The sequence below is a fragment of the Azospirillum sp. genome, assembly GCF_050789165.1.
Genome location: NZ_JBOZRT010000132.1, coordinates 68,274 through 91,473, shown reverse-complemented (window position 1 = coordinate 91,473; position 23,200 = coordinate 68,274). Strand labels below are relative to the sequence as shown.

The following is a 23,200-nucleotide window of genomic DNA, read 5'->3' as shown; positions in this document are numbered from 1 at the left end:
TCAGCAGCCCGGCGAAGCCGATCAGCAGGTTGAAGGCGCAGGCGAACAGCGCGAAGCACAGCACCTTCATCAGGAACACCGGGTACAGCACGAACGGTGCGGCCACCAGCACGGCCAGCACCACCGCGGCGGCGATCCACGGCGTCGGCGAGGCGTCGGTGCGGAGGCCGGCGCGGACGCCGGTGCGCGTGGCGGTGTGGGTGTCGGTCGCCATGTCTTACCTCTCGCGCCCGAACAGGCCGGCGGGCTTCAGCAGGAGTACGATCGCCATCACGACGAAGATCACGATGTTGGAGGCCTCGGGGTAGAAGACCTTGGTCATCCCCTCCAACAGGCCCAGGCCGAATCCGGTGACGATGGCGCCCATGATGGACCCCATGCCGCCGATCACCACCACCGCGAACACCACGATGATGAGGTTGGATCCCATCAGCGGGTTGACCTGATAGATGGGGGCCGCCAGCACGCCGGCCAGCCCCGCCAGCGCCACGCCGAAGCCGTAGGTCAGCGTGATCATGACGGGCACGTTGATGCCGAAGGCCTGCACCAGCACCGGGTTCTCCGTCGCGGCGCGCAGGTAGGCGCCCAGCCGCGTCCGCTCGATCAGGAACCACGTGGCGAGGCAGACCACCAGCGACGCCACCACCACCCAGGCGCGGTAGTTGGGCAGGAACATGAAGCCGAGGTTCTGCCCGCCCTTCAGCGCGTCGGGAATCGGGTAGGGCATGCCGCTCGACCCGTACCAGTGCCGGAACATGCCCTCGATGATCAGCGCCAGACCGAAGGTCAGCAGCAGGCCGTAGAGATGGTCCAGCTTGTAGAGCCGGCTGAGCAGCGTCTTCTCCAGCAGGATGCCGAAGGCCCCGACGATCAGCGGCGCCACCAGCAGCGCCGGCCAGTAGCCGAGCCCGACCGTGGTCAGCAGCCACCACGCGACGAACGCGCCCAGCATGTAGAGCGCGCCGTGCGCGAAGTTGATGACGTTCAGCATGCCGAAGATCACCGCCAGCCCGAGGCTGAGCAGCGCGTAGAACGAGCCGTTGATGAGCCCCAGCAGCAACTGTCCGAACAGCGCCTGCGGCGGGATGCCGAACACAGTCCCCATCGCGTCCCTTTCCCTTTTATGGTTCTTGCCCCCTCCCCCCCGGCCCCTCTCCCGCGAGGGGAGAGGGGTGACCGGAAGCCCCTCTCCCCCTGCGGGAGAGGGGTTGGGGAGAGGGGGATCGTCTTAGCCGCTCAGCTTGCAGCCGCTCTGTTCCAGCGTGAAGAAGGCCTCGTCGCCCGGGATGGTGCGCAGGATCTGGTAGTAGTCCCACGGGCCCTTCGACTCGCTCGGCTTCTTGACGCGGGCCAGGTACATGTCGTGCACCATGCGGCCGTTGGCGAGGATCTTGCCGTTCTTGGCGAACATGTCGTTGACCGGCGTCTCCTTCATCTTCTTGGAGACGGCCAGGCCGTTGTCGGTGCCGGCGGCCCCGATGGCCTTCAGGTAGTGCCGCACGGCGGAGTAGGTGCCGGCCTGCACCATGGTCGGCATCTTACCGGTCTTCTCCATGTACTTCTTGGACCAGGCGCGCTTCTCGTCGTCCATGTCCCAGTAGAAGCCGGTGGTCAGCACCAGGTCCTGCGCGACGTTGAGGCCGAGCGCGTGCACGTCGGAGAGGAACAGCAGCAGGCCGGCGAGCTTCTGGCCGCCCTGGGTGATGCCGAACTCGGCCGCCTGCTTGATCGAGTTGATGGTGTCGCCGCCGGCGTTGGCGAGGCCGATCACCTTGGCGCCGGAGCCCTGCGCCTGCAGCAGGAAGGACGAGAAGTCGGCGGTGTTCAGCGGATGCCGCACCGCGCCCTTCACGGTGCCGCCGGCCGCCTTGACCTCGGCCATGGTGTCGGCCTCGAGCTGGTGGCCGAAGGCGTAGTCGGCGGTGAGGAAGAACCAGCTGTCGCCGCCCTCCTTCACCATGGCGCGGCCGGTGCCGACGGCCAGCGCGCGGGTGTCGTAGGCCCAGTGGAAGCCGGTCGGCGAGCAGGCGTCGCCGGTCAGGCGCGAGGTCGCCGGGCCTTCCATCAGGAAGACCGTCTTCTTCTCCTTCGTCACCTCCTGAACGGCCAGCGCGACGCCGGAGTTCGGCACATCGACGATGACGTCCACACCCTCGGTGTCGATCCACTGGCGGGCGATGTTGGAGCCGATGTCCGGCTTGTTCTGGTGGTCGGCGGTGATGATCTCGATCGGCTTGCCGGCGATCTTGTTGCCGAACTCCTCCGCCGCCATGCGCGCGGCGACGGCCGAGCCCTCGCCGCCCAGGTCGGCGTACAGGCCGGAGCGGTCGTTCAGCACGCCGATCTTGACCTTGTCGCCGGAAATGCCCTGGGCCTGCGCGGTGCCCGCCATCAGCGCCGCGACGGCCACGCCGGCCAGAAGAATGCGTCCCATCATCGTGTAAACCTCCCGATGTTTTTTAAGTGATTGTCAGACGCCCAGACGCTCGTGCAACTGGTCCATCCTGGCTGCGAGCTGGTCGTTGGGGATCATGTCCACGACCTGCCCGTCCTCCATCACGTAATGGCGGTCGGCCAGCGTGGCGGCGAAGCGGAAGTTCTGCTCGACCAGCAGGACGGTGAACCCCTTCTCCTTCAGCGTGCGGATCACCCGGCCGATCTGCTGGATGATGACCGGCGCCAGCCCTTCCGTCGGCTCGTCGAGCAGCAGCAGCCGCGCCCCGGTGCGCAGGATCCGGGCGATGGCCAGCATCTGCTGCTCGCCGCCCGACAACCGGGTGCCTTGGCTGCGCAGGCGCTCCTTGAGGTTGGGGAAGAGTTCGAAGATCTCCGCGACGCTGAGGCCCCCCGGCTGCACCTGCGGCGGCAGCATCAGGTTCTCCTCGACGTCGAGGCTGGCGAAGATGCCCCGCTCCTCCGGCACGAAGCCGATGCCGAGCCGGCCGATGCGGAAGGGCGCCAGCCCGAGAAGCTCCTTGCCCTGCAGGCGGATCGAGCCCTCGGCGCGCGGCACGATGCCCATGATCGAGCGCAGCGTCGTCGTCTTGCCCGCCCCGTTGCGGCCGAGCAGCGTCACCACCTCGCCCGCCGGGACCGAGAGCGTGACACCGTGCAGGACGTGCGACTCGCCGTAGTAGGCGTGCAGGTCCCTGATTTCCAGCATCGCCTCAGGCATGCCCGGTCCCCATATAGGCTTCCATGACCCGCTGGTTCTTCGAGACCTCGGAATAGGCCCCCTCGGCCAGGATCTCGCCGCGCGCCAGCACGGTGATGCGGTCGGACAGCTCGGCCACCACCGACAGGTTGTGCTCGACCATCAGGATGGTGCGGTCGGCGGAAACCCGGCGGACCAGCGCGGCGATCCGTCCGATGTCCTCGTGCCCCATGCCGGCCATCGGCTCGTCGAGCAGCAGCATCTCCGGCTCCAGCGCCAGCGTCGTGGCGATCTCCAGCGCGCGCTTGCGGCCGTAGGGCAGCTCGGCGGCGGTGTGCCCGGCGTAGTCGGAGAGGCCGACGTCCTCCAGCAACTGCAGGGCGCGGTCGTTGAGGCCGTCCAGCACGCGCTCGGTCTTCCAGAACTGGAAGGAGTTGCCGAGCGGCCGCTGCAGCGCGACGCGCACGTTCTCCAGCACGCTCAGGTGCGGGAACACCGCCGAGATCTGGAAGGAGCGCACGAGGCCCATGCGGGCGATGTCCGCGGGCCTGGTTCCGGTGATGTCCTGGCCGTTGTAGACGATGGTGCCGCCGGTCGGCGGCAGGAACTTGGTGAGCAGGTTGAAGACGGTCGTCTTGCCGGCCCCGTTCGGGCCGATCAGCGCGTGGATGGTGCCGCGGCGCACCTGCAGGTTCACGTCCCGCACGGCCAGGAAGCCGCGAAACTCCTTCGTGAGGCCGCGCGTCTCCAGGATCACGTCTCCCGGCATGTCCCTCCCCTTTTCCCCGACTGGCCTGTCCGCGCGTGGTGCACAGGGTCGGCCGCGGCTTTGTTCTATGTAGCGATAATTTGCTACAGAAAGGGTGTTTGAAAAGCCCTAATTTTCGTCGGCCCGGCGGCGGCTTGCCGCAGAATTGAAAAAGGCCGCCCCATGGATATCCCATGGGACAGCCTTTTCTATTCTGTACGTACGATCACGCTGCACACGCGGACGGCCCGCGCACTGTCAAGCGCCGCGGGCCGCCGGAACGGGGCGGGGACCTGGAACCGTGGTGCGCGTCAGGCGGCCGAAGTCAGTGGAAAGCCGCTGTAGTCCAGCGAGGCCGACCAGAAGCGCTCCAGCTTGCGCAGGGTCTCGTTGGCCTTGGTCAGTTCCTCGTCCGAGAAGCCGGCCTTCTCCAGCGCGGTCAGGTGCCGCTCGAACATGCGGCTGATCTTCTCGCGCAGATCGAGGCCCTTCTCCGACAGGCGCACCCGCACCGAGCGGCGGTCGTGCGGCGAGCGCTCCTGCCCGAGATAGCCGTTCTCGACCATCTTCTTCACGTTGTACGACACGTTCGAGCCGAGATAGTAGCCGCGGGCGGTCAACTCGCCCACCGTCATCTCATCCTCGCCGATGTTGTAGAGGATCAGGCTCTGGACGTTGTTGATGTCCTGGATGCCCAGGCGATCCAGTTCCGTCTTCAGCACCTCGAGAAAGTGGCGGTGGAGCCTTTCGATCAAGAGGATGCTCTCGTAGTAGGGTTTACGCACCGCGGTCTCCTTTGCCTCGTACCTGTAGACGGTCCCCGCCGGGGCCGCTCCGGGCACCTTAAGAGAGATTAACCGATCATTCGCCGGCAATCATCTTAATAATGCCCGAAAAGTCCACACCGGACCGTCCACCGTTGCAGAAAAGTGCGTACAGTGAGGCCGCCTCCGCGCCCAGCGGAGTCGCGGCACCACTTTGCGAGGCGGCCTGCTGGGCCAGCCGCAGGTCCTTGAGCATCATCGCCGCCGTAAAGCCGGCCTGATAGTCCCGATTCGCCGGGGACGTCGGCACCGGACCGGGCACCGGACAGTAGCTCGTCATCGACCAGCACTGCCCCGACGACTTGGAGGCGATGTCGAAGAGCTTCTGCGCGTCGAGCCCGAGCGACTTCGCCAGCACGAACGCCTCGGACACGGCAATCATCGAAATGCCAAGAATCATATTGTTACAAATTTTGGCGGCCTGCCCCGTCCCGCTGGCGCCGGCGTGCACGATGGTCTTGCCCATGGCCTGGAGAATCGGCTCGGCCCGCTGGAACGCCGCCTCCTCGCCGCCGACCATGAAGGTCAGCGTGCCGGCCGTGGCGCCGCCCACGCCGCCCGACACCGGCGCGTCGACCATGGCGAGCCCGGCGTCGGCCGCCGCCTTGGCGACGGCTCGCGCGCTCTCCACGTCCACGGTCGAGCAGTCGATCAGCAGCGCCCCCTGGCGTACCGCCGCCATGACGCCGCCGGAACCGGTGTAGACGTCGCGGACGTGCTGCCCGGCCGGCAGCATGGTCACCACCACCTCGGCATCCCGAGCCGCCTCGGCCGCGCTCGCCGCCACGGCGACGCCGGCCGCCTTCGCCTTGTCCAGGTTCTCGGCCATCATGTCGAATCCGGCCACGCGGTGCCCGGCCTTGACCAGATTGGCGGCCATCGGGCCGCCCATGTTCCCCAACCCGATGAATGCAACGTTCGCCATGGTTTCCTCCCCTAAAGCCGTTCTTGTCCCATCATTGGAGACGGTGCCAACCGCCGGGTTTGAGACAAGTCCCGCGGGGATTCACCGCTAGTAACGGAAAAGCCCGCGGAAAGTGCCCTCGATCCCGACAGAGAAATCTCAGTTCGTAAAGCGCAGGTCGCCGTGCGCGGGTGCGCGGAAGTGCCGCTCGACCTCCTCATCGGACACCTCCTCGACGCGGGCCGGCGTCCAGCGCGGGTTGCGGTCCTTGTCGACCAGCACCGCGCGAATGCCCTCGTAGAAGTTGTCGTCGCCGAGCATGGACTGGGCGAGCCGGTACTCCTGGATCATGCAGTCCTCGAAATCCAGGTTGGCGGCGCGGCGGATCGCGGCCAGCGTCACCTTCAGGCTGACCGGCGCCATCTTCTCCAGCGTCGCCTTGACGGTGCCCGCCCACTCCGTGCCCTCGGCGGACAGGGAGGCCAGGATGTCCTCCACCCGGTCATGGCCGAAGCAGCGGTCGATGGCGGCGCGGTGCACGGCCAGCGGCGGCTCGCCCGGCGATCCGGCGTGCGCGGCGATGGTCGCGGACACGGAGTCGTGCGCGCCGTCCGTACGCGCGAGGTCCTCGACCAGCGCGTCCAGGCTGGCGCTCGGCACGTACGCGTCGATGGCACCGGCGTACAGCATGTCGGCCGCCTTCAGACGGTCGCCGGTCAGGCCCAGGTAGGTGCCGATCTGGCCGGGCTGGCGCGCCAGGTAGTAGGTGCCGCCGACATCGGGGAAGATGCCGATGGCCGTCTCCGGCATGGCGTACAGCGTGCGCTCGGTGCCGACGCGGTGCGAGCCGGGCTCGGAAATGCCGACGCCGCCGCCCATGGTCACGCCGTCCATCAGCGCGACGTACGGCTTCGGATAGCGCTTGATCAGGCGGTTCAGGATGTACTCGTCCCAGAAGAACTCACGGATGATCGGGATCTCGCCGCGCCCCTTCGGGTCGTCCTTGCCGGCGAGGTAGAGCTTCATCACGTCGCCGCCGGCGCAGAACGCCTTGTCCCCGGCGCCGCGGACGACCACCGCCTTGACCCCGGGGTCGGCGGCCCAGGCGCGCAACTGCGGGTCGAACAGGCGGATCATGTCCAGCGTCAGCGCGTTCAGCGCCTTCGGCCGGTTGAGCGTGACGAGGCCCAGCGAGCCCTTGCGGTCGAACAGGATTTCGGCGTCGGTCATGTCGTTCCCGGTTGCTTCATCGTTTCTTTGCGGACACTTCCCTTGACCGTCATCCCCGCCTTCGCGGGGATGACGGCAAAAGCACTCCTAATCCGCCAGCACGCGGCGGGCGACGATCAGGCGCATGATCTCGTTGGTGCCTTCGAGGATCTGGTGGACCCGCAGGTCGCGCACGATGCGCTCGATCGGGTACTCCTTGATGTAGCCATAGCCGCCGTGCAGCTGCAGCGCCTCGTTGGCGACCTTGAAGCCGGCGTCGGTGGCGAAGCGCTTGGCCATGGCGCAGTGCTGCGTCGCCTCCGAGTGCCCGGCGTCCAGCGACGCCGCGGCGCGGTGCACCATCAGCCGCGCCGCCTCCAGCTCGATCGCCATGTCGGCGAGGCGGAACTGCAGCGCCTGGAACTCGGCCAGCGCCTTGCCGAACTGCTTGCGCATCTTCATGTAGTCGCGCGCCTGCTCCAGGCAGAAGCGCGCCCCGCCCAGCGAGCACGACGCGATGTTCAGCCGCCCGCCGTCCAGGCCCTTCATGGCGATCTTGAAGCCGTCGCCCTCTTCGCCAATGCGGTTGGCGACGGGCACCCGGCAGTCCTCGAAGATCACCGCGGCGGTGGGCTGGCTGTTCCAGCCCATCTTCTTTTCCTTCTTGCCGAACGTCAGGCCCGGCGTGCCCTTCTCCACCACGAGGCAGGAGATGCCCTTCGGCCCGTCGCCGCCGGTGCGCACCATGCAGACGTAGACGTCCGAGGCGCCGCCGCCGGAGATAAACGCCTTCTCGCCGTTCAGCACGTAGTGGTCGCCGTCCTTGACCGCGCGGGTGCGCAGGCTGGCGGCGTCCGACCCGGCGCTCGGCTCGGTCAGGCAGTAGGAGGCGAAGTGCTCCATGGTCATCAGCTTCGGCAGGAAGCGCGCGCGCTGGTCCGCGTTGCCGAAGCGGTCGATCATCCACGCCGCCATGTTGTGGATGGAGATGTAGGCCGCGGTGGACGGGCAGGCCGCCGCCAGCTCCTCGAAGATCAGCGAGGCGTCGAGCCGGCCGAGCGCCGAGCCGCCGTGTTCCTCCCCGCAGTAGATGCCGCCGAATCCAAGCTCGGCCGCGCCGCGCAGCGCCTCCACCGGGAAGATCGACGATTCGTCCCATTCGGCAGCGTATGGTGCCATGCGTTCCCGTGCGAAATTCCGCGCGACGTCCTGGAAGGCACGCTGGTCCTCGCTCAACTCGAACTGCACGGTTATCCTCCCGCAAGCTGGGTTCATTTGGTTTTCGACGATCTTAGAGGGTGCGGCGGCCCTGTCAAATCGGGTCTGCCTGCATGGGGCGGGAACCAGCCGAGCGCGTCGCCCGTTCCGCCCCTGCCCCACTTTCGGAGATGCCCGCACGATGAAGGTCGCCGTCGTCCTCAACCAGTCCGCCGGTACCCTGATGGGCATGCCCATCGAGCAGGCGACGGACGCCGTCCGGCAGGCCTTCCGGCAGAACGGCGCCGAGGTCGAGGTGGTGGCGACGCAGGCCGCCGGCTGCGGCGAGGCGGTGCAGCGCGCCGCGGAGTCCGACGCCGAGGTGCTGGTGGTGGGCGGCGGCGACGGCACGATCCTCACCGGCGCCAACGCGGCGATGAAGGCCGGCAAGGCGCTGGGCGTGCTGCCGCTGGGCACCATGAACCTGCTGGCGCGCGACCTGAACACGCCGATGGACTGGCCGGACGCCGTGCACGCCGTGGCCGCCGGCGACCTCCGCCCCATCGATGTCGGCGAGGTGAACGGCGAGGTGTTCCTCAACGCCTCCGTCCTCGGCCTCTACCCGCGCATCATCCAGGAGCGCGATGCGCACCAGCACCGCCTCGGCCTGCGCAAGTGGCCGGCCATGGCGCTGGCGGTGGCGAAGGCGCTGCGCGACTTCCCGGTGCTGGACGTGCACCTCGACCTGGGCCAGGGCGCCCGGCGGGTGCGCACGCCGGTGCTGGCGGTGTCCAACAACCCCTACGCCGAGGGCTATGGGCCGGTGCTGCGGCGCACGACGCTGGAGTCGGGGCAATTCGGCGTCTATCTGGCGCGGCACCGCGACACCTGGGGCCTGCTGCGGTTGATCGCCCGGATGGGCACCGGTTCGTGGCAATCGGACGGCGACCTGGAGACGCTGAGCGCCACCACGCTGACCGTGCACAGCCGGCGCCACCACCTGCGCGTCGCCAACGACGGCGAGGTGCGCCGCTTCACGCCGCCGCTGGTCTACCGGATGCGGGCCGGCGGCCTGCGCATGCTGGTTCCGAAGGCCCCCTCGGAAAGATGAGGACATGAGGACGCTGGCCCACATCTCCGACCTGCATTTCGGCCGCATCGATCCGGCGGTGGTCGAGGGGCTGGTGGCGGACCTGATCGTGAACAGGCCGGACCTCGTGGTGATCTCCGGCGACCTCGTGCAGCGGGCGAAGGTCCGCCACTTCAAGGAGGCCCGCGCGTTCCTGGAGCGCCTGCCCTTCCCCTACCTGGTGGTGCCGGGCAACCACGACATCCCGGTCTACAACGTCTTCCACCGCTTCCTCGACCCGTTGCGCAACTACAAGCGCTACATCAGCCGCGACCTCAGCCCGTTCCACGTCGACGCGGAGATCGCGGTGCTGGGGCTGAACACCGCGCGCTCGGTGATCCTCGACTTCTCGCACGGGCGCATCAACAGGACGCAGATCCGCCGGGTGTGCGAGGTGTTCAAGGAGCTGCCGGAGAGCGTCTTCAAGGTGCTGTTCACCCACCACCCGTTCCTGCCGCCCCCAAACGCGCCGGAGACGCGGCTGGTCAGCCGCCACAAGCTGGCACTGCCGGCGCTGGAGGACGCGGGCGTCGACCTGCTGCTGGCCGGCCACCTGCACAAGGCCTATTCGGGCGATCTGGCGACCTTCCACACCCAGGTGGCGCGCTCGATCCTGGTGGCGCAGGCCTCCACGGCCACCTCGACGCGCACCCGCGACGAGGCCAACGCCTACAACCTCATCACCATCGACGCACCGCGCGTGACGCTGGAGGTGCGCGCCTGGGGCGGCGCGGGATTCGTCCATGCCGCCGCCTCAACCTACGCCCGGAACGGGCAGCGCTGGGTGCTTCAGGAGCGCGATTCGGGCATCCACCCGGAAATGATGACGCCGTCGCCTTGAGATTGCCCAGGAAACGGGCGTAACATCGCCGCTCCCTTCGCCCCTAGCCAGTTGTCCCGAGATGACCAGCCACACCGTCCGCTCCCCCGGCGCCTTCCCGCGCATCCGCATGCGCCGCAACCGTTACGACGGCTGGACCCGCCGTCTGGTGGCGGAAAACCGGCTGTCCACCGACGACCTGATCTGGCCGGTGTTCGTCATCGAGGGGGAGAACCGCCGCGAGGCCGTCGCCTCCATGCCCGGCGTCGAGCGCCTGACCCTCGACCTGCTGACCGAGGCGGTGGCCGGCGCCCGCGACCTGGGCGTCCCCTGCATCGCGCTGTTCCCGGTGGTGCCGCGCGAGAAGAAGTCCGCGGACGCCGCCGAGGCCTACAACCCCGAGAACCTGATGAACACCGCCATCCGCGCCATCAAGGCGCAGGTGCCGGACATCGGCATCCTCGGCGACGTGGCGCTCGACCCCTACACCAGCCACGGCCACGACGGGCTGATGGAGGACGGCCGCATCCTCAACGACGAGACGGTCGAGGTGCTGGCCCGCCAGGCGGTCAGCCAGGCCGACGCCGGCGTCGACATCGTCGCCCCCTCCGACATGATGGACGGCCGCATCGGCGAGTTGCGCGACCGGCTGGACGCGCACGGCCACCAGTGGGCGCGCATCTGCTCCTACGCCGCCAAGTACGCCTCGGCCTACTACGGCCCGTTCCGCGACGCGGTGAACTCCGGCGGCTTCCTGAAGGGCGACAAGCGCACCTACCAGATGGACCCCGCCAACACCGACGAGGCGCTGCGCGAGGTCGCCCTCGACCTCCAGGAGGGCGCCGACATGGTGATGGTGAAGCCGGGCCTGCCCTACCTCGACATCATCCAGCGGGTGAAGCAGAGCTTCGCGGTGCCGACCTTCGCCTACCACGTGTCGGGCGAGTACGCGATGCTCAAGGCGGCGGCGCTGAACGGCTGGCTGAACTACGACGCGGCGCTGATGGAGACGCTGCTGTCGTTTAGGCGCGCCGGCGCCGACGCCATCCTGACCTACGCCGCGCTCGACGCCGCCCGCCTGTTGAAGCAGGGCTGAGGTCCAGGCGTCGTAAACCCGATGCCCGGACTCCCTCCCGGCGCGATTCCCGCGATAGTGCGCGGAAATTTCGCTGGGAGGGAAAGAAGATGACAGCGCCGATCCTTATGGCGGCGGTCGCCCTGGCCTTGGCGGGATGCGCGGGCGCGGGGCCGCCGGGCTCAACGGGTTCCACAGGTCCGGCCCCCGCCGCGGTGCCGTCCTCCGGCTCCTCCGACGCGGTGGCGTGGCCGCGGCTCACCCAGGGGCAGCGGCTGGCGCTCCGGCAGGGCTGCCGGGCGCTGCACGGCCGGGACTTCGAGAAGTACAACGCGTGCGTGGCGGGCGAGAACCGCAGCCAGCAGGCCCTGGAACGGGGCTGCGCGCAACGCTACGCGGGGAACGCGGAGATGATCCGGAACTGCCAGGGAATGTGAGGGAGAGTTCTGGCGCTGGGCCCCCATCCCATCCTTCCCCCACTTCGCGGGGGAAGGGGCAGGGCGGCGGAGTTCCTCCCCCCGCGAAGTGGGGGGAGGTTAGGTGGGGGGGCAGCGCCACGACCTAAACCGCCCTAAACCCCGCCCCGCCACACCTGATACTGCGGCTTCTCCGCCAGGGCCTCGACGTTTTTGAGCGTAGAGGCAAACAGCTTCCCAACGCCCGCGGACCGCTGCACGACGGCGATCAGCGCGCCGCGCGGCTTCAGCCGGTCCTTCGCCCCGCGCACCAGGGCCTCCAGCGCCCCGAAATCCTCCTCCTTGCCGCGGTGGAGCGGCGGGTTGCTGAGGATCAGGTCGAAGTCGCGCTTTGCCGGCACCGCCGACCAGCCGTCGCTCAGCACGTGCGCGGCGTCCGGCACGTTCTGGCGGGCGGCGTGCAGCGCCACGCTGTCCATGTCGAGCAGGGTCAGCCGCACCTCCGGCACCATCCGGCGCACCGTGTGGGCGATCACCCCAGCGCCGCACCCGAAGTCGAGCACCGACTGGTCCGCGTAGATCTTCGGCAGCGCGCCGAGCAGCAGTTCCGTCCCCGGATCGAGCCGGCCGTGCGCGAACAGCCCCGGATACGACACCAGCTCGGCGCCGCCGACGCCGACCACCTCGCGCCAATCCTCCAGCCCGCCGCGCGCGGGCGCGCCGGTGCGGCGCAGTTCCAGCACGCGGGCGCGGCGCTTGATGGCCAGCGTCTCCGGCTCGCCGAACAGGCCCTCCAGGCGCTTGGGGATCGAGGTGACGCCCTCGTCGTTGCCGCCGTAGATCCACAGCGGCGCGCCCTCCGGCAGCCGCGCCGCCAACGCGTGCAGCGTCATGGCGAAGGCGCCCCAGCCGCGCGGCTGGCGCAGCACGGCGCCGGGAAACGCCCCCTCCGGCGGCCAGGGTTGCGCCGGACGGCCATCGTAGGCGAAGCGGTTCCACGCCGGGCCGCCGAGCGCCGCCTCGACGGCGCCGTCGGGGTCGCCGCACACCAGGGATCCGGCGGGAACACGGCCCTCCAGGGCGTCGGCGGCGACCGCGGCGATCTCCGCCTCGCGGGAGTCGGCGCGTTGGGCGAGGCGCTTGCTCATCCCTTGTCCCGCATCAGGCGGGCCTTGTCGCGCTGCCAGGAGCGCTCCTTCTCCGTCTGACGCTTGTCCACCTGCTTCTTGCCGGTGGCGAGGCCGAGCTGGACCTTGGCGATGCCGCGGTCGTTGAAGTAGACCGACATAGGGATGATGGTGGCGCCCTTGGTCTTCAGCGCCATCATCAGCTTCGCCAGTTCGCGCTTGTGCAGCAGCAGCTTGCGCGGCCGCCGGATCTCGTGCTGGAGCCAGCGGCCGGCCTGCAGGTACTCCGGGATGTGGGCGTTGAACAGGAACAGCTCGCCCTTCGAGATCCCGGCGTAGGACTCGTTGATGCTCGCCTTGCCCGTGCGCAGGGACTTCACCTCGGTGCCGGTCAGCATGATGCCGGCCTCGAGGGTGTCGTCGATGAAGTAGTCGAAGCGGGCACGGCGGTTCTGCGCCGCGTACTTGCGCGCCTCCTCGCGGGCAGCCACATCAGCCTCCTAGGGTGCCGGCGTTCAGAGAACGCCGGCTTTCTTCATGGCCTCGCGCACCGCCTCGCGGGCGGACTCGGACGCCGGGACGAGCGGCAGCCGCACGTCGGGCGTGCACTTGCCGAGCAGGCTGGCGGCGTACTTCACCGGGGCCGGCGAGGTCTCCACGAACATCGCGTCGTGCAGCGGCATCAGCTGGTCGCGGATGCGCTCCACCGTGGCGTGGTCGCCGCGGCGCCACGCGTTGTGCAGGTCGGCGCACAGGCGCGGCGCGACGTTGGCGGTCACCGAGATGCAGCCCACGCCGCCCTGCGCCAGGAACGCCGTCACCGTCGCGTCCTCGCCCGAGAGCTGGCAGAACTCCGGCCCGATCGCCACGCGGGTGCGCAGCGGGCGGGCGAGGTCGGCGGTGGCGTCCTTCACGCCGACGATGTTGGGCAGCTTGGCCAGCCGCGCCATCGTCGCCACAGACATATCCACGACACTGCGGCCCGGAATGTTGTAGATGATGATCGGCAAGTCCGCCTGATCATGGATCGCTTTGAAATGCTGGTAGAGACCCTCTTGCGACGGCTTGTTGTAGTACGGCGTGACCACCAGGGCGGCCTGCGCGCCGGCCTTCTTCGCGTGCTGGGTGAGGCGGATCGCCTCGTCGGTCGAGTTCGAGCCGGTGCCGGCGATAACCGGCACCTTGCCGCCCGCCGCCTCGATGCACAGCTCGACCACCCGGTCGTGCTCCTCGTGGCTGAGCGTCGGCGACTCGCCGGTGGTGCCGCAGGGGACCAGGGCGTGCGTGCCCTCGGCGACCTGCCATTCGACGAAGGACTGGAAGGCGGCCTCGTCGACTTTGCCGTTCTTGAACGGGGTCAAGAGCGCAACGATCGATCCGTGAAACATGGCGGCCACCTCCCTACGACCAAAAAAGCGTCGCGCACCTTAGCGGCCCGTTCCGTGCCCCGCAAGTGCGCCCAGGGCCTGATGGCGGCGCTCTGCGCATCCCTGCTGTTCCTGGCGGTGCCGGCGGCGGCGCGGACGCTGAGCGACGGCGACCTCGCCCTTTACAAGCAGGCGTTCAAAGCGGTGGACGAGGACCGCCATGACGACGCCCTGCGCATCGCCGCACCGGCCAAGGACCGCCTGCCCGCCAAGATCATCCGCTGGCTGAAGCTGCAGGCTCCCTTGGGCGGCAGCTTCGACGAGATCGTGGCCTTCATCCGCGAGAACCCCGACTGGCCGGGCCAGATCGGGCTGCGCAAGGCGGCCGAGGCGGCGATGGCCAATGCCGAGCTGAGCCCCAGCGAGATCACGCAGTGGTTCCGCCAGCACCCGCCGCAGAGCAACGACGGCTTCATGCGCTACGCCGACACGCTGCTGTTGTCCGGCGAGCGGGAGAAGGCGCTCGGCCTCGTCCGCCAGCGCTGGACCGAGACCACCTTCAACAACGGCGAGGAGCAGGACTTCCTGTTCCGCTACAAGGACCTGCTGCGCCCGCAGGACCACGCGGCGCGCGCCGACCGCCTGCTGTGGGAGCACCAGGAGGCGGCCGCCAAGCGCATGCTGCCGCTGCTGGACGCCGGCTGGGACGCGCTGATCGAGGCGCGCATCGGCCTGTTCCAGGAGGACCGCAACGTCGACGCGGCGGTGGCCCGCGTGCCGGAGTCGCTGCGCGACGACCCGGGCCTGCAATACGAGCGGCTGCGCTACCGCCGCAAGCGCCAGGACGACGACGGCGCGCTGGAGATCCTGCGCAACCAGCCCGACCGCCTCGGCCGTCCGGCGCTGTGGTGGACCGAGCGCCACATCCTCACCCGCCGCGCCATGGAGCGCGGCGAGATGAAGCTCGCCTACACGCTGGCCAAGGGGCACGGGCTGCGCGACGGCACGCCCTTCGCCGACGCGGAGTTCCTGGCCGGCTTCCTGGCGTTGCGCCAGCTCAACATGCCGCAGGAGGCGTTCGGGCACTTCCAGCGGCTCTACAAGTCGGTCAGCGCGCCGATCAGCCGGGCGCGCGGCGCCTACTGGTCCGCCCGCGCTGCGGAGGCGATGGGCAGGCGCGAGGAGGCGCGCGACTGGTACGGCAAGGCGGCGCCCTACGGCACCACCTACTACGGCCAGCTCGCCGCGCAGAAGCTGGAGGCGCACGCGCAGGTGCGCCTGCCCTCCGAGCCCAAGGTGGACACCGCCGAGACCGCCGCCTTCGAGCGCCGCGAGGTGGTGCGCGCCGCCCGCGTGCTGGCGGAGATCGAGGGCCGCGACGACGACCGCCTCGCCTCCTTCCTGCGCCGCATCAGCCTGCAATCGAAGGAGCCGGAGCACTACGCGCTGGCCGCCCGGCTGGCCCGCGAGCTTGGCCGCCCCGACCTCGCCGTCGCCGCGGCCAAGGATGCGGCGCAGAACGAGATCTACCTGGTGGAGGCCGGCTATCCGGTGATCCGCGCCGACAACCCGTCGCCGGAGCCGGCGCTGGTGCACGCGCTGATCCGCCAGGAGAGCACCTTCAACCCCGCCATCGTATCGTCGGCCGGGGCGCGCGGGCTGATGCAGCTGATGCCGGGCACGGCGCAGCTGGTGGCCAACAAGCTGGGCATCAAGAAGCACCAGCACGCCAAGCTGATCACCGACCCGCAGTACAACATCCGCCTCGGCTCCGCCTACATCAGCGAGATGATCGAGCGCTACGGCGGCTCCTACGTGCTGGCGGTGGCGTCGTACAACGCCGGGCCGGGGCGGGTCAGCCAGTGGCTGAACGTCTACGGCGACCCGCGCGCCGAGGGCGTGGACGTGGTGGACTGGGTCGAGATGATCCCGATTTACGAGACCCGCAACTACGTGCAGCGCGTCATGGAAGGCCTGCTGGTCTACCGCGCCCGCCTGCACGGCGGCCGGGCGGAGCTGAACCTGGAACGCGAGCTGCGGCGCGGGACGGGCTGAGGGCCGACACCGCGCCTCACGCTCCCCCGCTCCATCACGTGTTTTGACGTCATCCCCGCGAAGGCGCATGGGCGCTGACTTTGGCACCTTTCCCCCTCCCCGCGCCTTTTTGGCCGTCATCCCTGCGAAGGCGGGGATCCATAAGCACCACGGCGTAACGCATTGGAAATTATGGATCCCCGCCTTCGCGGGGATGACGATCAGAGAGGCACCTGCGGGACGCGGCGTTCATATCGGAAAGACTAATCACAAAAAAAGAAAAGAATAGAATCCAAAGACAATTCAATACACGCCAGAGCCATTGAATAGGGTCGGCATCACTCCACATCTGCCGTAGCACCCACCACATTCGAATGTCCAATTCCTAACACAGGCAGCAGTTAGGAAGCATTTAAAACGGATTACCCCCAAAGATTACTTCGGGCGCCAGAGCCTTTAAAGGGTTTGTTAACCGCGCGGGGCGCCAATGTACTCGCGCATTTTAATGAAACCCGCGAACAGGAGCTCTGGAAATGGCCGCTTCACCGATGGTCGCCGAGGAAGTCCGCAAGGCCTGCCGCATTCACGCCCGCCTGCTGGACGCCTTCATCGAGATGACCCAGAAGGAGCTGAACCAGCTTCCCCCCGGCTTCACCGAAGAGAGCCTCCAGGAGTCGCTGGAGAAGTTGCGCGCCGCGCGCAAGTCCTACGGCGCCATGGCCGGCGTCATCGCGGTGTCGAACGCCGCCTGATCCCCGCGCCGTCGCGCGGGGATGGCGCCCAAAAAACCCGCCGACCGGGTCAGGCCGGGACCGCCGCCTTGCGCGCGCGGGGCTTGCGCCCGGCGGCGGGCTTCGGGGCCTCGCCAGCGGTGGCCGCTTTCGCGGGAGCGGCCTTCTTCGCCGCCGGCTTCTTAGCATCGGCCTTGCCGTCGGCCTTCAGGGGCGCGACAGCCGCGACCTCCTGCTCCGCCAGGAACCAGTGTTCGTGGTCACTGCCGTCCGGGCAGCCCTTTTCCTGCCAGATCTGGTAGGCGCGTTCACGAATCCGACGCTCGACGTCCTGGCTCATCTTTCCTCCGGGGCTGACGCTGACCGGCGAATGGTGCCGCCTACCACCCCGCGACGCAAGATTCCGAAGGTCGCAGGCTTGACGACCATCAATCGCAGGCCGTCAATCGTTGGAGGCGGGAGGCTGTTCCGCGCTCTGCCGGCGCTGCACGTCGCGCCAGCGGGCGACGTTGCGGTTGTGGTCCGGCAGCGTCTTGGCGAAGGCGTGTCCGCCGGTGCCGTCGGCGACGAAGTACAAATACTCGTGCCGTTCCGGCTTCAGCGCCGCGAGGATCGAGGCCTTGCCGGGGTTGGCGATCGGCCCCGGCGGCAGCCCGGCCACCGCATAGGTGTTGTACGGCGACTCGATGCGCAGGTCGTTGCGGGTCAGCGCCCGCCCCAGCTCGCCCGCCCCGTCGGTCAGCGCGTAGATCACCGTCGGGTCCGACTGCAGCCGCATCCCGGCCTCCAGGCGGTTGACGTAGACCCCCGCCACCTTCGCCCGCTCCGCCGCGACGCCGGTCTCCTTCTCGACGATGGAGGCCATGGTCAGCGCCTCCTCCGGCGATTTGTAGGGCAGGTCCTTGTCGCGGCCCTTCCACGCCTCGGCCAGCACCTGGGTCATGCCGCGCTGCATGCGCTCGACCAGCTGCTCGCGGCTGTCGCCGTAGGAGAAGTTGTAGGTCTCCGGCAGCAGGCTTCCGTCCTTCGGACGCTGCGGCACGCCGCCGGTCAGCACCGGCTCCTTCTCCAGCAGCCCAAGGATCTGCGCGGAGGTCAGGCCCTCGGGCACGGTCAGGCGATGCACGACGGTCTTGCCGCGCCGCATCTGCTCCAGCACGTCGTCGATGCTGACGCCGGGGGCGAAGGCGTACTCGCCGGCCTTCAGCTCGCGCCCCGCCCCGCTCAGCCGCGCGCCGAAGACGAACAGCAGCGGCGACTCGACCACACCGGCGTCGCCCAGCGTGATCGCGACGGCTTCCAGCCCGCTGCCGCGGGGAATGACGACGGTGGTGGATTCGGTGAGGGGGCCCGGCGCCACCAGGCGCATGGCCCCCCACAGGGTCGCTCCGCCCAGGAGCGTGGCGACGGCGAGCGCCCCGGCCGCTGCCCGAAGGCCCCAGCCCATGGCGTACTCCTTACGCGAACTCCTTGAAGACCAGGGAGGCGTTGGTGCCGCCGAAGCCGAAGGAGTTGGACAGCGCGGCCCGCACGCGGCGCTCCTGCGCCTGCTTGGGCACCAGGTTGACGCCGAGGCAGCTCTCCGACGGGTTCTCGAGGTTGAGCGTCGGCGGCACAATGGAGTGGTTGATCGCCTTGATCGAGTAGATCGCCTCGACCGCGCCGGCGGCCCCCAGCAGGTGGCCGATGGCCGACTTGGTGGAGGACATGGCGACCGTGTCCATGGCCGAACCGAACAGGCGCTTCACCGCCCCCAGCTCGATCTCGTCGCCCAGCGGCGTCGAGGTGCCGTGCGCGTTGACGTAGTCGATCTGGTCCGGGGACACGCCGGCGCGCTTGAGCGCCATGCGCATCGAGCGGAAACCGCCGTTGCCGTCCTCGGCCGGGGCCGAGATGTGGTAGGCGTCGCCCGACAGGCCGTAGCCGATGACCTCGGCGTAGATGGTGGCGCCGCGCCTCTTGGCGTGCTCCAGCTCCTCCAGCACGACCACGCCGGCGCCCTCGCCGATGACGAAGCCGTCGCGGTCCTTGTCGTAGGGACGCGAGGCCTTCTCGGGCGTGTCGTTGAAGTTGGTGGACAGCGCGCGCATGGCGGCGAAGCCGCCCACGCCCAGGCGGCTGATCGCCGCCTCGGTGCCGCCGGCGACCATCACGTCGGCGTCGTCCCACATGATCAGGCGGGCGGCGTCGCCGATGGCGTGCGCGCCGGTCGAGCAGGCGGTGACCACCGCGTGGTTCGGTCCCCGGAAGCCGTGCTGGATCGACACGTGGCCGGAGGCCAGGTTGATCAGGCAGGCCGGGATGAAGAACGGGGAGATGCGCCGCGGGCCCTTCTCGTGCAGGGTGACCGCGCCCTCGGCGATGCCGGGCAGGCCGCCGATGCCGGAGCCGATCATGACGCCGGTGCGCTCGCGCTCCTCGTCGGTCTGCGGCACCCAGCCGGAATCCTTGACCGCCTCGCTGGCCGCGCCGACCGCGTAGAGGATGAAGTCATCCATCTTGCGCTGGTCCTTCGGCGGGACCGCGGCGTCGGCGTTGAACTCGCCGTCGCCGGTGCCGCGCGGGACCGTGCCGGCGATCTTCGAGGCGAGGTCGGAAACGTCGAAGGCCGTGATCCCACGGATGCCCGATTCGCCGGCGATCAACCGTTCCCAGTTGTGGCGGTGACCGGCGCCGAGCGGCGTGACCAGACCGAGGCCGGTGACGACGACACGTCTCATGGGACTTCCCTGACCTTTCTTGCGATCTCGTGATCTTACGATCTCGTCAGATCTGTATCTCTGGAAACTCAGACGGCCAGGCCGCACGCCCGTGCGAAGCCTGGCTGCCTTCGTCTGGTCCTGTCGGAACCGCGCCTTATCAGGCGGCGGCGTTCGCCTTGATGAAGTCGATGGCGTCCTTGACCGTCAGGATCTTCTCGGCGGCGTCGTCCGGGATCTCGCACCCGAACTCCTCCTCGAAGGCCATGACCAGCTCGACGGTGTCGAGGCTGTCGGCGCCGAGGTCGTCGATGAAGGAGGCGTTCTCCGTCACCTTCGCCTCTTCGACCCCGAGGTGGTCCACAACGATCTTCTTCACGCGCTCGGCGATGTCACTCATGTTCGACCTTCCAAAATCCTTGAAACCGTTTGGGCAATTCGGAGGTCCGCACCACGCCGCGGCGTGCCGTCCTGCCGTGAAAAGCCCCGTCCGATAACACATTTCGTCCGCCTTGACCAGCGCCCGCGGGGCGCCGGGTTCCGGCCGGCCGAACCCGCTCAGATCATGGCCATGCCGCCGTTGATGTGCAGCGTCTGGCCGGTGATGTAGGCGGCCTCCTCGCTCGCCAGGTACACAACCCCGGCGGCGATTTCCGACGGCTCGCCCATGCGGCCGGCCGGAATTCCTCCCAGAAGCTTCTGCTTCTGGTCGTCGTTCAGCGCGTGGGTCATCGCCGTGGTGATGAACCCCGGCGCCACGCAGTTGACGGTGATGTTGCGCGACGCGACCTCGGCCGCCAGCGCCTTGGACATGCCGATCATGCCGGCCTTCGAGGCGGCGTAGTTCGCCTGCCCCGGGTTGCCGGTCACGCCGACGATCGAGGTGATGCCGATGATGCGGCCCCAGCGGCGCTTCATCATGCCGCGCAGCACGGCGCGCGACAGGCGGAAGGCGGCCGTCAGGTTGACGTCCAGCACCTGCGCCCAGTCGTCGTCCTTCATGCGCAGCGCCAGTTGGTCGCGGGTCAGGCCGGCGTTGTTGACCAGGATGTCGATGCGCCCGCCCAGGGCGGCCTCGGCGTCCTTGGCCAGCTGCTCGGTGGCCGCCGCGTCGGACAGGTTGCCCGGGGTGACCAGCACGCGCTCGCCGCCGAGGTCAGCCGCGACCTTCTCCAGCGCCTCGACGCGGGTGCCGGACAGCGCCACGGTGGCGCCCTGCGCGTGCAGGGCCTTGGCGATGCTGGCGCCGATGCCGCCGGACGCGCCGGTGACCAGGGCGCACTTGCCCGTCAGATCGAACATGGGATGCCTCACAGGGTCTTGAGGAAGGCCTCGACGTCGGCCGGGGCGCCCACGGACACCGCGCCGACCTCCTTGTCGATGCGCTTGGCGAGGCCGGCGAGCACCTTGCCGGCGCCCAGCTCGACCAGCGAGTCCACGCCCTGGCCCTTCATGTAGAGGACGCTCTCGCGCCAGCGCACCATGCCGGTCACCTGCTCGACCAGCAGGCGGCGGATCTCCGCCGGGTCGCTGACCGCGGAGGCGGTGACGTTCGCCACCACCGGCACGGCCGGCGTGTTGATGGCGACCGCCTCCAGCGCTTCCGCCATGGCGTCGGCGGCCGGCTGCATGAGGGGGCAGTGGAAGGGCGCGCTCACCGGCAGGCGGACCGAGCGCTTCAGGCCGCGCTCGGCGGCCAGGGTGATGGCGCGGTCGATGGCGTCGGTGGCGCCGGAGATGACGACCTGGCCCGACGCGTTGTCGTTGGCGACGGCGCAGACCTCGCCCTGGGCGGCGTCGGCGGCGATCGCCTGCGCCTGCTCCAGGTCGGCGCCGAGCAGCGCCGCCATGGCGCCCTGCCCGACCGGCACCGCCTTCTGCATGGACCGGCCGCGCAGCTTCAGCAGGCGCGCCGTGTCGGGCAGCGAGAAGGCGCCCGCGGCGCACAGCGCCGAATACTCGCCCAGCGAATGGCCGGCGACGAAGGTGGCGTGCGTGCGCAGATCGACGCCGCCCTGCTGCTGGAGCACCTGCAGCACCGCGACGCTGACCGCCATCAGGGCCGGCTGGGCGTTCTCGGTCAGCGTCAGGTCGGCCTCGGGCCCCTCGAACATCAGGCGGGACAGGCGCTGATCGAGCGCGTCATCGACCTCTTCGAAGGTGAGGCGGGCGACCTCGAACGCTTCGGCCAGTTCGCGGCCCATGCCAACGGCCTGGCTGCCCTGCCCCGGAAAGACGAACGCCCTGGTCATGTCTGCAGAAACCCGTGTGCTGAGGCGGTACGCCGAATGCGCCCGCCGGGAAGTGGGCGACAGTCATACCCGCGCCAAACGCCAAGTCAAGCGATGCTTGGCTTCGCCCTTCCCTCCCGAATAACCGCCGCCATGCCCAACAGTGCCAAGGGGATGGCCGGCAGCGCGTGCCGCATCTCGAAATGCACCAAGCAAAACGCGCCGACGACCGTGAAGAAGGTCGCCCAGCCGAACAGCGCCGCGCCGAAGCGCACGTCGGCCGGAGCCCGCCCGCGCAGCACCCGCACCGCCCACCACGGCACGCCCAGGGCGAAGACGAAGAACAGCACGGTGGAGACCGCCAGGCCCGCCGCCGCCAGCAGGAACCCAGCCATTCCGCCCAGTGAAAAATCCCGGAAGACCGCCACCGCGCCCTTCAGCGACACGCCGGGCAGCACGCGCTGGCCAAGCACCGGGCCGTACTGGAAGAACTCGTTGAGGGTGAAGGCCGGGTCGGTCAGCACCGAGCCGAGGCTGAACGGCCGCAGCTGCGTCAGCACCATCTTCAGATACGCGACCGGATACTCGGTCACCGTCGCCACGAAGCGCCCGAACACGTACGATTGCAGCCGAGTCGGCGTCAGGCCGAGCTGGCGCTGCAGCGCCTCGAGAATCGTGACCTGGGCGCCGAACTCGTAATCCGGCATCCCCTGCCGCACCAGCTGCGACACCGGGTCGCCGCCGTCGAACGGGTTCGCGTAGCCGAAGCGCAGCATGTGGAACCCCGGCCGCAGCCAGTTGGCGGCGCCGGCGACGCTGATGAACGCCTCGCCGGTGCGCTGCCAGTTCCACAGCATGTAGGGCGCCAGCACCGCCGCCACCGCCGCCAGGAACACCGGGATCAGCAGGGCCGCCCGCCGCCCGCCGCAGGCCAGCAGGAGCACCGGCAGCACCGTGAAGTACAGCCCGTTCTCCCGCACCAGGATCGAATAGCCCCAGAGCAGGCCGAACAGCGCCATCCGGCCGACCCCCAGCCGCCAAACACCGGCCAGCCCGCCCAGCGTGCCGAACAGGACGACGTTGAACAGCGTGGCGTACAGGCTGTCGCTGAGAATCTCGACGTCGTACAGCAGCGACTGCGAGAAGAGATAGAAGACGCCGACGAACCACGCCGCCGCGTCCGACGCCAGCAGGGCGCGGGACAGGCGGAAGATCATCAGCATGGACAGCAGGGTCAGCGCCGACTGCACGGCGACCACCACATACTGATAGTGTGCGCCGGCCAGCAGCTTGGCGCCCGCCAGCAGCAGCGGGTAGCCGGCGGTGCGGAACACCAGCGACGGCAGGCCGACGTCGCTGCCCCAGGGGACCGTCGTGACCGCGTCCCAGCCCTTCAGGATGGCGTCAGTGAACTCCAGGTAACCGGCGGTGTCCGGGCTCACGCCGGGGCCGGCGGCCAGGATGACCAGCAGCTTCACCGCCGCCGCCAGCGCCAGGAACGCCGCCAGCGGCTGGCTGTCGTCGCGGGCGGTCAC

24 protein-coding genes and 1 pseudogene are annotated in these 23,200 nt (G+C 69.1%); 6 read left to right on the top strand and 19 right to left on the bottom strand.

The window, feature by feature from the left end; all coding sequences use genetic code 11:
- The 9 genes and pseudogenes from ACRWK7_RS28275 to ACRWK7_RS28235 all read right to left on the bottom strand — a co-directional run.
- Window positions 1–214 (bottom strand): annotated as a pseudogene (locus ACRWK7_RS28275) (branched-chain amino acid ABC transporter permease); the annotation flags it as partial.
- 3 nt (window positions 215–217) lie between these two features.
- Window positions 218–1,105 (bottom strand): branched-chain amino acid ABC transporter permease, encoded by an 888-nt coding sequence (locus ACRWK7_RS28270; protein WP_109118986.1) that lies wholly within the window; start codon window positions 1,103–1,105, stop codon window positions 218–220.
- Window positions 1,106–1,228: 123 nt separating this feature from the next.
- The gene (locus tag ACRWK7_RS28265) at window positions 1,229–2,437 is read right to left on the bottom strand and encodes an ABC transporter substrate-binding protein (RefSeq protein WP_431860030.1); all 1,209 of its coding nucleotides are present in this window, start codon (window positions 2,435–2,437) and stop codon (window positions 1,229–1,231) included.
- Window positions 2,438–2,470: 33 nt separating this feature from the next.
- Window positions 2,471–3,175, bottom strand: a complete 705-nt coding sequence (locus ACRWK7_RS28260; protein WP_431860028.1) for an ABC transporter ATP-binding protein — start codon at window positions 3,173–3,175, stop codon at window positions 2,471–2,473.
- On the bottom strand, window positions 3,168–3,923 hold the full coding sequence (locus ACRWK7_RS28255) for an ABC transporter ATP-binding protein (protein WP_431860027.1): 756 nt from the start codon (window positions 3,921–3,923) through the stop codon (window positions 3,168–3,170). Before ACRWK7_RS28255 ends, ACRWK7_RS28260 begins: the two co-directional genes overlap by 8 nt.
- Before the next feature lie 290 nt (window positions 3,924–4,213).
- Window positions 4,214–4,687 (bottom strand): MarR family winged helix-turn-helix transcriptional regulator, encoded by a 474-nt coding sequence (locus ACRWK7_RS28250; protein ID WP_109118982.1) that lies wholly within the window; start codon window positions 4,685–4,687, stop codon window positions 4,214–4,216.
- Window positions 4,688–4,763: 76 nt separating this feature from the next.
- A complete protein-coding gene (gene mmsB / locus ACRWK7_RS28245) occupies window positions 4,764–5,651 on the bottom strand; it encodes a 3-hydroxyisobutyrate dehydrogenase (RefSeq protein ID WP_431860025.1) in 888 nt (295 codons plus the stop codon).
- A gap of 138 nt (window positions 5,652–5,789) precedes the next feature.
- Window positions 5,790–6,860 (bottom strand): enoyl-CoA hydratase/isomerase family protein, encoded by a 1,071-nt coding sequence (locus tag ACRWK7_RS28240; protein WP_431860023.1) that lies wholly within the window; start codon window positions 6,858–6,860, stop codon window positions 5,790–5,792.
- A gap of 87 nt (window positions 6,861–6,947) precedes the next feature.
- Window positions 6,948–8,087, bottom strand: a complete 1,140-nt coding sequence (locus ACRWK7_RS28235) for an isobutyryl-CoA dehydrogenase (protein WP_431860021.1) — start codon at window positions 8,085–8,087, stop codon at window positions 6,948–6,950.
- 151 nt (window positions 8,088–8,238) lie between these two features.
- Here ACRWK7_RS28235 and ACRWK7_RS28230 point away from each other — a divergent pair, with 151 nt between their 5' ends.
- From ACRWK7_RS28230 to ACRWK7_RS28215, 4 genes are all read left to right on the top strand, one after another.
- Window positions 8,239–9,147, top strand: a complete 909-nt coding sequence (locus tag ACRWK7_RS28230) for a diacylglycerol/lipid kinase family protein (RefSeq protein ID WP_431860019.1) — start codon at window positions 8,239–8,241, stop codon at window positions 9,145–9,147.
- A 4-nt stretch (window positions 9,148–9,151) separates the two neighbouring features.
- On the top strand, window positions 9,152–10,006 hold the full coding sequence (locus ACRWK7_RS28225) for a metallophosphoesterase family protein (protein WP_431860018.1): 855 nt from the start codon (window positions 9,152–9,154) through the stop codon (window positions 10,004–10,006).
- A gap of 61 nt (window positions 10,007–10,067) precedes the next feature.
- Window positions 10,068–11,081, top strand: coding sequence for a porphobilinogen synthase (hemB, locus tag ACRWK7_RS28220; RefSeq protein ID WP_431860016.1), 1,014 nt, complete (start codon window positions 10,068–10,070; stop codon window positions 11,079–11,081).
- An 89-nt stretch (window positions 11,082–11,170) separates the two neighbouring features.
- Window positions 11,171–11,497, top strand: coding sequence for a hypothetical protein (locus ACRWK7_RS28215; RefSeq protein ID WP_431860014.1), 327 nt, complete (start codon window positions 11,171–11,173; stop codon window positions 11,495–11,497).
- Window positions 11,498–11,631: 134 nt separating this feature from the next.
- On the opposite strand, the gene ACRWK7_RS28210 is transcribed toward ACRWK7_RS28215, so the two are convergent.
- The 3 genes from ACRWK7_RS28210 to dapA are packed head-to-tail and all read right to left on the bottom strand — an operon-like array spanning window position 11,632 to window position 13,991.
- Window positions 11,632–12,624, bottom strand: a complete 993-nt coding sequence (locus ACRWK7_RS28210; protein ID WP_431860013.1) for a methyltransferase — start codon at window positions 12,622–12,624, stop codon at window positions 11,632–11,634.
- Window positions 12,621–13,094 (bottom strand): SsrA-binding protein SmpB, encoded by a 474-nt coding sequence (smpB, locus tag ACRWK7_RS28205; RefSeq protein ID WP_431860011.1) that lies wholly within the window; start codon window positions 13,092–13,094, stop codon window positions 12,621–12,623. The genes ACRWK7_RS28210 and smpB overlap by 4 nt, the downstream gene beginning before the upstream one ends.
- Before the next feature lie 24 nt (window positions 13,095–13,118).
- The gene (gene dapA / locus ACRWK7_RS28200; protein ID WP_431860009.1) at window positions 13,119–13,991 is read right to left on the bottom strand and encodes a 4-hydroxy-tetrahydrodipicolinate synthase; all 873 of its coding nucleotides are present in this window, start codon (window positions 13,989–13,991) and stop codon (window positions 13,119–13,121) included.
- A gap of 54 nt (window positions 13,992–14,045) precedes the next feature.
- Here dapA and ACRWK7_RS28195 point away from each other — a divergent pair, with 54 nt between their 5' ends.
- Together ACRWK7_RS28195 and ACRWK7_RS28190 are read left to right on the top strand one after the other, a co-directional pair.
- Window positions 14,046–16,025 (top strand): lytic transglycosylase domain-containing protein, encoded by a 1,980-nt coding sequence (locus ACRWK7_RS28195; protein ID WP_431860007.1) that lies wholly within the window; start codon window positions 14,046–14,048, stop codon window positions 16,023–16,025.
- 512 nt (window positions 16,026–16,537) lie between these two features.
- Window positions 16,538–16,756 (top strand): hypothetical protein, encoded by a 219-nt coding sequence (locus ACRWK7_RS28190; protein WP_431860005.1) that lies wholly within the window; start codon window positions 16,538–16,540, stop codon window positions 16,754–16,756.
- A gap of 49 nt (window positions 16,757–16,805) precedes the next feature.
- Here the strand turns inward: ACRWK7_RS28190 and ACRWK7_RS28185 are convergent, their stop codons facing one another.
- From ACRWK7_RS28185 to ACRWK7_RS28155, 7 genes are all read right to left on the bottom strand, one after another.
- Entirely contained in the window at window positions 16,806–17,075 is a 270-nt protein-coding gene (locus ACRWK7_RS28185) for a DUF2934 domain-containing protein (RefSeq protein WP_431860003.1), read from the bottom strand.
- Between the two features lie 102 nt (window positions 17,076–17,177).
- Window positions 17,178–18,182, bottom strand: a complete 1,005-nt coding sequence (mltG, locus tag ACRWK7_RS28180) for an endolytic transglycosylase MltG (protein ID WP_431860001.1) — start codon at window positions 18,180–18,182, stop codon at window positions 17,178–17,180.
- A 10-nt stretch (window positions 18,183–18,192) separates the two neighbouring features.
- Window positions 18,193–19,455, bottom strand: a complete 1,263-nt coding sequence (gene fabF, locus ACRWK7_RS28175) for a beta-ketoacyl-ACP synthase II (protein ID WP_431860000.1) — start codon at window positions 19,453–19,455, stop codon at window positions 18,193–18,195.
- 139 nt (window positions 19,456–19,594) lie between these two features.
- Window positions 19,595–19,834 (bottom strand): acyl carrier protein, encoded by a 240-nt coding sequence (locus tag ACRWK7_RS28170; RefSeq protein WP_109118966.1) that lies wholly within the window; start codon window positions 19,832–19,834, stop codon window positions 19,595–19,597.
- 158 nt (window positions 19,835–19,992) lie between these two features.
- Window positions 19,993–20,736, bottom strand: coding sequence for a 3-oxoacyl-[acyl-carrier-protein] reductase (fabG, locus tag ACRWK7_RS28165; RefSeq protein WP_431859998.1), 744 nt, complete (start codon window positions 20,734–20,736; stop codon window positions 19,993–19,995).
- Between the two features lie 8 nt (window positions 20,737–20,744).
- On the bottom strand, window positions 20,745–21,686 hold the full coding sequence (gene fabD, locus ACRWK7_RS28160) for an ACP S-malonyltransferase (protein WP_431859996.1): 942 nt from the start codon (window positions 21,684–21,686) through the stop codon (window positions 20,745–20,747).
- Window positions 21,687–21,772: 86 nt separating this feature from the next.
- Window positions 21,773–23,200: a hypothetical protein gene (locus tag ACRWK7_RS28155; protein WP_431859994.1), complete on the bottom strand. Its 1,428-nt coding sequence runs from the start codon at window positions 23,198–23,200 to the stop codon at window positions 21,773–21,775.

Bases quoted from the DNA above. Each gene is read 5' to 3' on its own strand.
- fabD (WP_431859996.1), bottom strand. From the start codon at position 21,686: ATGACCAGGGCGTTCGTCTTTCCGGGGCAGGGCAGCCAGGCCGTTGGC.
- ACRWK7_RS28230 (WP_431860019.1), top strand. From the start codon at position 8,239: ATGAAGGTCGCCGTCGTCCTCAACCAGTCCGCCGGTACCCTGATGGGC.
- fabF (WP_431860000.1), bottom strand. From the start codon at position 19,455: ATGAGACGTGTCGTCGTCACCGGCCTCGGTCTGGTCACGCCGCTCGGC.
- ACRWK7_RS28270 (WP_109118986.1), bottom strand. From the start codon at position 1,105: ATGGGGACTGTGTTCGGCATCCCGCCGCAGGCGCTGTTCGGACAGTTG.
- ACRWK7_RS28260 (WP_431860028.1), bottom strand. From the start codon at position 3,175: ATGCCTGAGGCGATGCTGGAAATCAGGGACCTGCACGCCTACTACGGC.
- ACRWK7_RS28185 (WP_431860003.1), bottom strand. From the start codon at position 17,075: ATGAGCCAGGACGTCGAGCGTCGGATTCGTGAACGCGCCTACCAGATC.
- ACRWK7_RS28170 (WP_109118966.1), bottom strand. From the start codon at position 19,834: ATGAGTGACATCGCCGAGCGCGTGAAGAAGATCGTTGTGGACCACCTC.
- ACRWK7_RS28265 (WP_431860030.1), bottom strand. From the start codon at position 2,437: ATGATGGGACGCATTCTTCTGGCCGGCGTGGCCGTCGCGGCGCTGATG.
- ACRWK7_RS28240 (WP_431860023.1), bottom strand. From the start codon at position 6,860: ATGACCGACGCCGAAATCCTGTTCGACCGCAAGGGCTCGCTGGGCCTC.
- mmsB (WP_431860025.1), bottom strand. From the start codon at position 5,651: ATGGCGAACGTTGCATTCATCGGGTTGGGGAACATGGGCGGCCCGATG.
- dapA (WP_431860009.1), bottom strand. From the start codon at position 13,991: ATGTTTCACGGATCGATCGTTGCGCTCTTGACCCCGTTCAAGAACGGC.
- ACRWK7_RS28210 (WP_431860013.1), bottom strand. From the start codon at position 12,624: ATGAGCAAGCGCCTCGCCCAACGCGCCGACTCCCGCGAGGCGGAGATC.
- mltG (WP_431860001.1), bottom strand. From the start codon at position 18,182: ATGGGCTGGGGCCTTCGGGCAGCGGCCGGGGCGCTCGCCGTCGCCACG.
- fabG (WP_431859998.1), bottom strand. From the start codon at position 20,736: ATGTTCGATCTGACGGGCAAGTGCGCCCTGGTCACCGGCGCGTCCGGC.
- hemB (WP_431860016.1), top strand. From the start codon at position 10,068: ATGACCAGCCACACCGTCCGCTCCCCCGGCGCCTTCCCGCGCATCCGC.
- ACRWK7_RS28225 (WP_431860018.1), top strand. From the start codon at position 9,152: ATGAGGACGCTGGCCCACATCTCCGACCTGCATTTCGGCCGCATCGAT.
- ACRWK7_RS28215 (WP_431860014.1), top strand. From the start codon at position 11,171: ATGACAGCGCCGATCCTTATGGCGGCGGTCGCCCTGGCCTTGGCGGGA.
- ACRWK7_RS28255 (WP_431860027.1), bottom strand. From the start codon at position 3,923: ATGCCGGGAGACGTGATCCTGGAGACGCGCGGCCTCACGAAGGAGTTT.
- ACRWK7_RS28190 (WP_431860005.1), top strand. From the start codon at position 16,538: ATGGCCGCTTCACCGATGGTCGCCGAGGAAGTCCGCAAGGCCTGCCGC.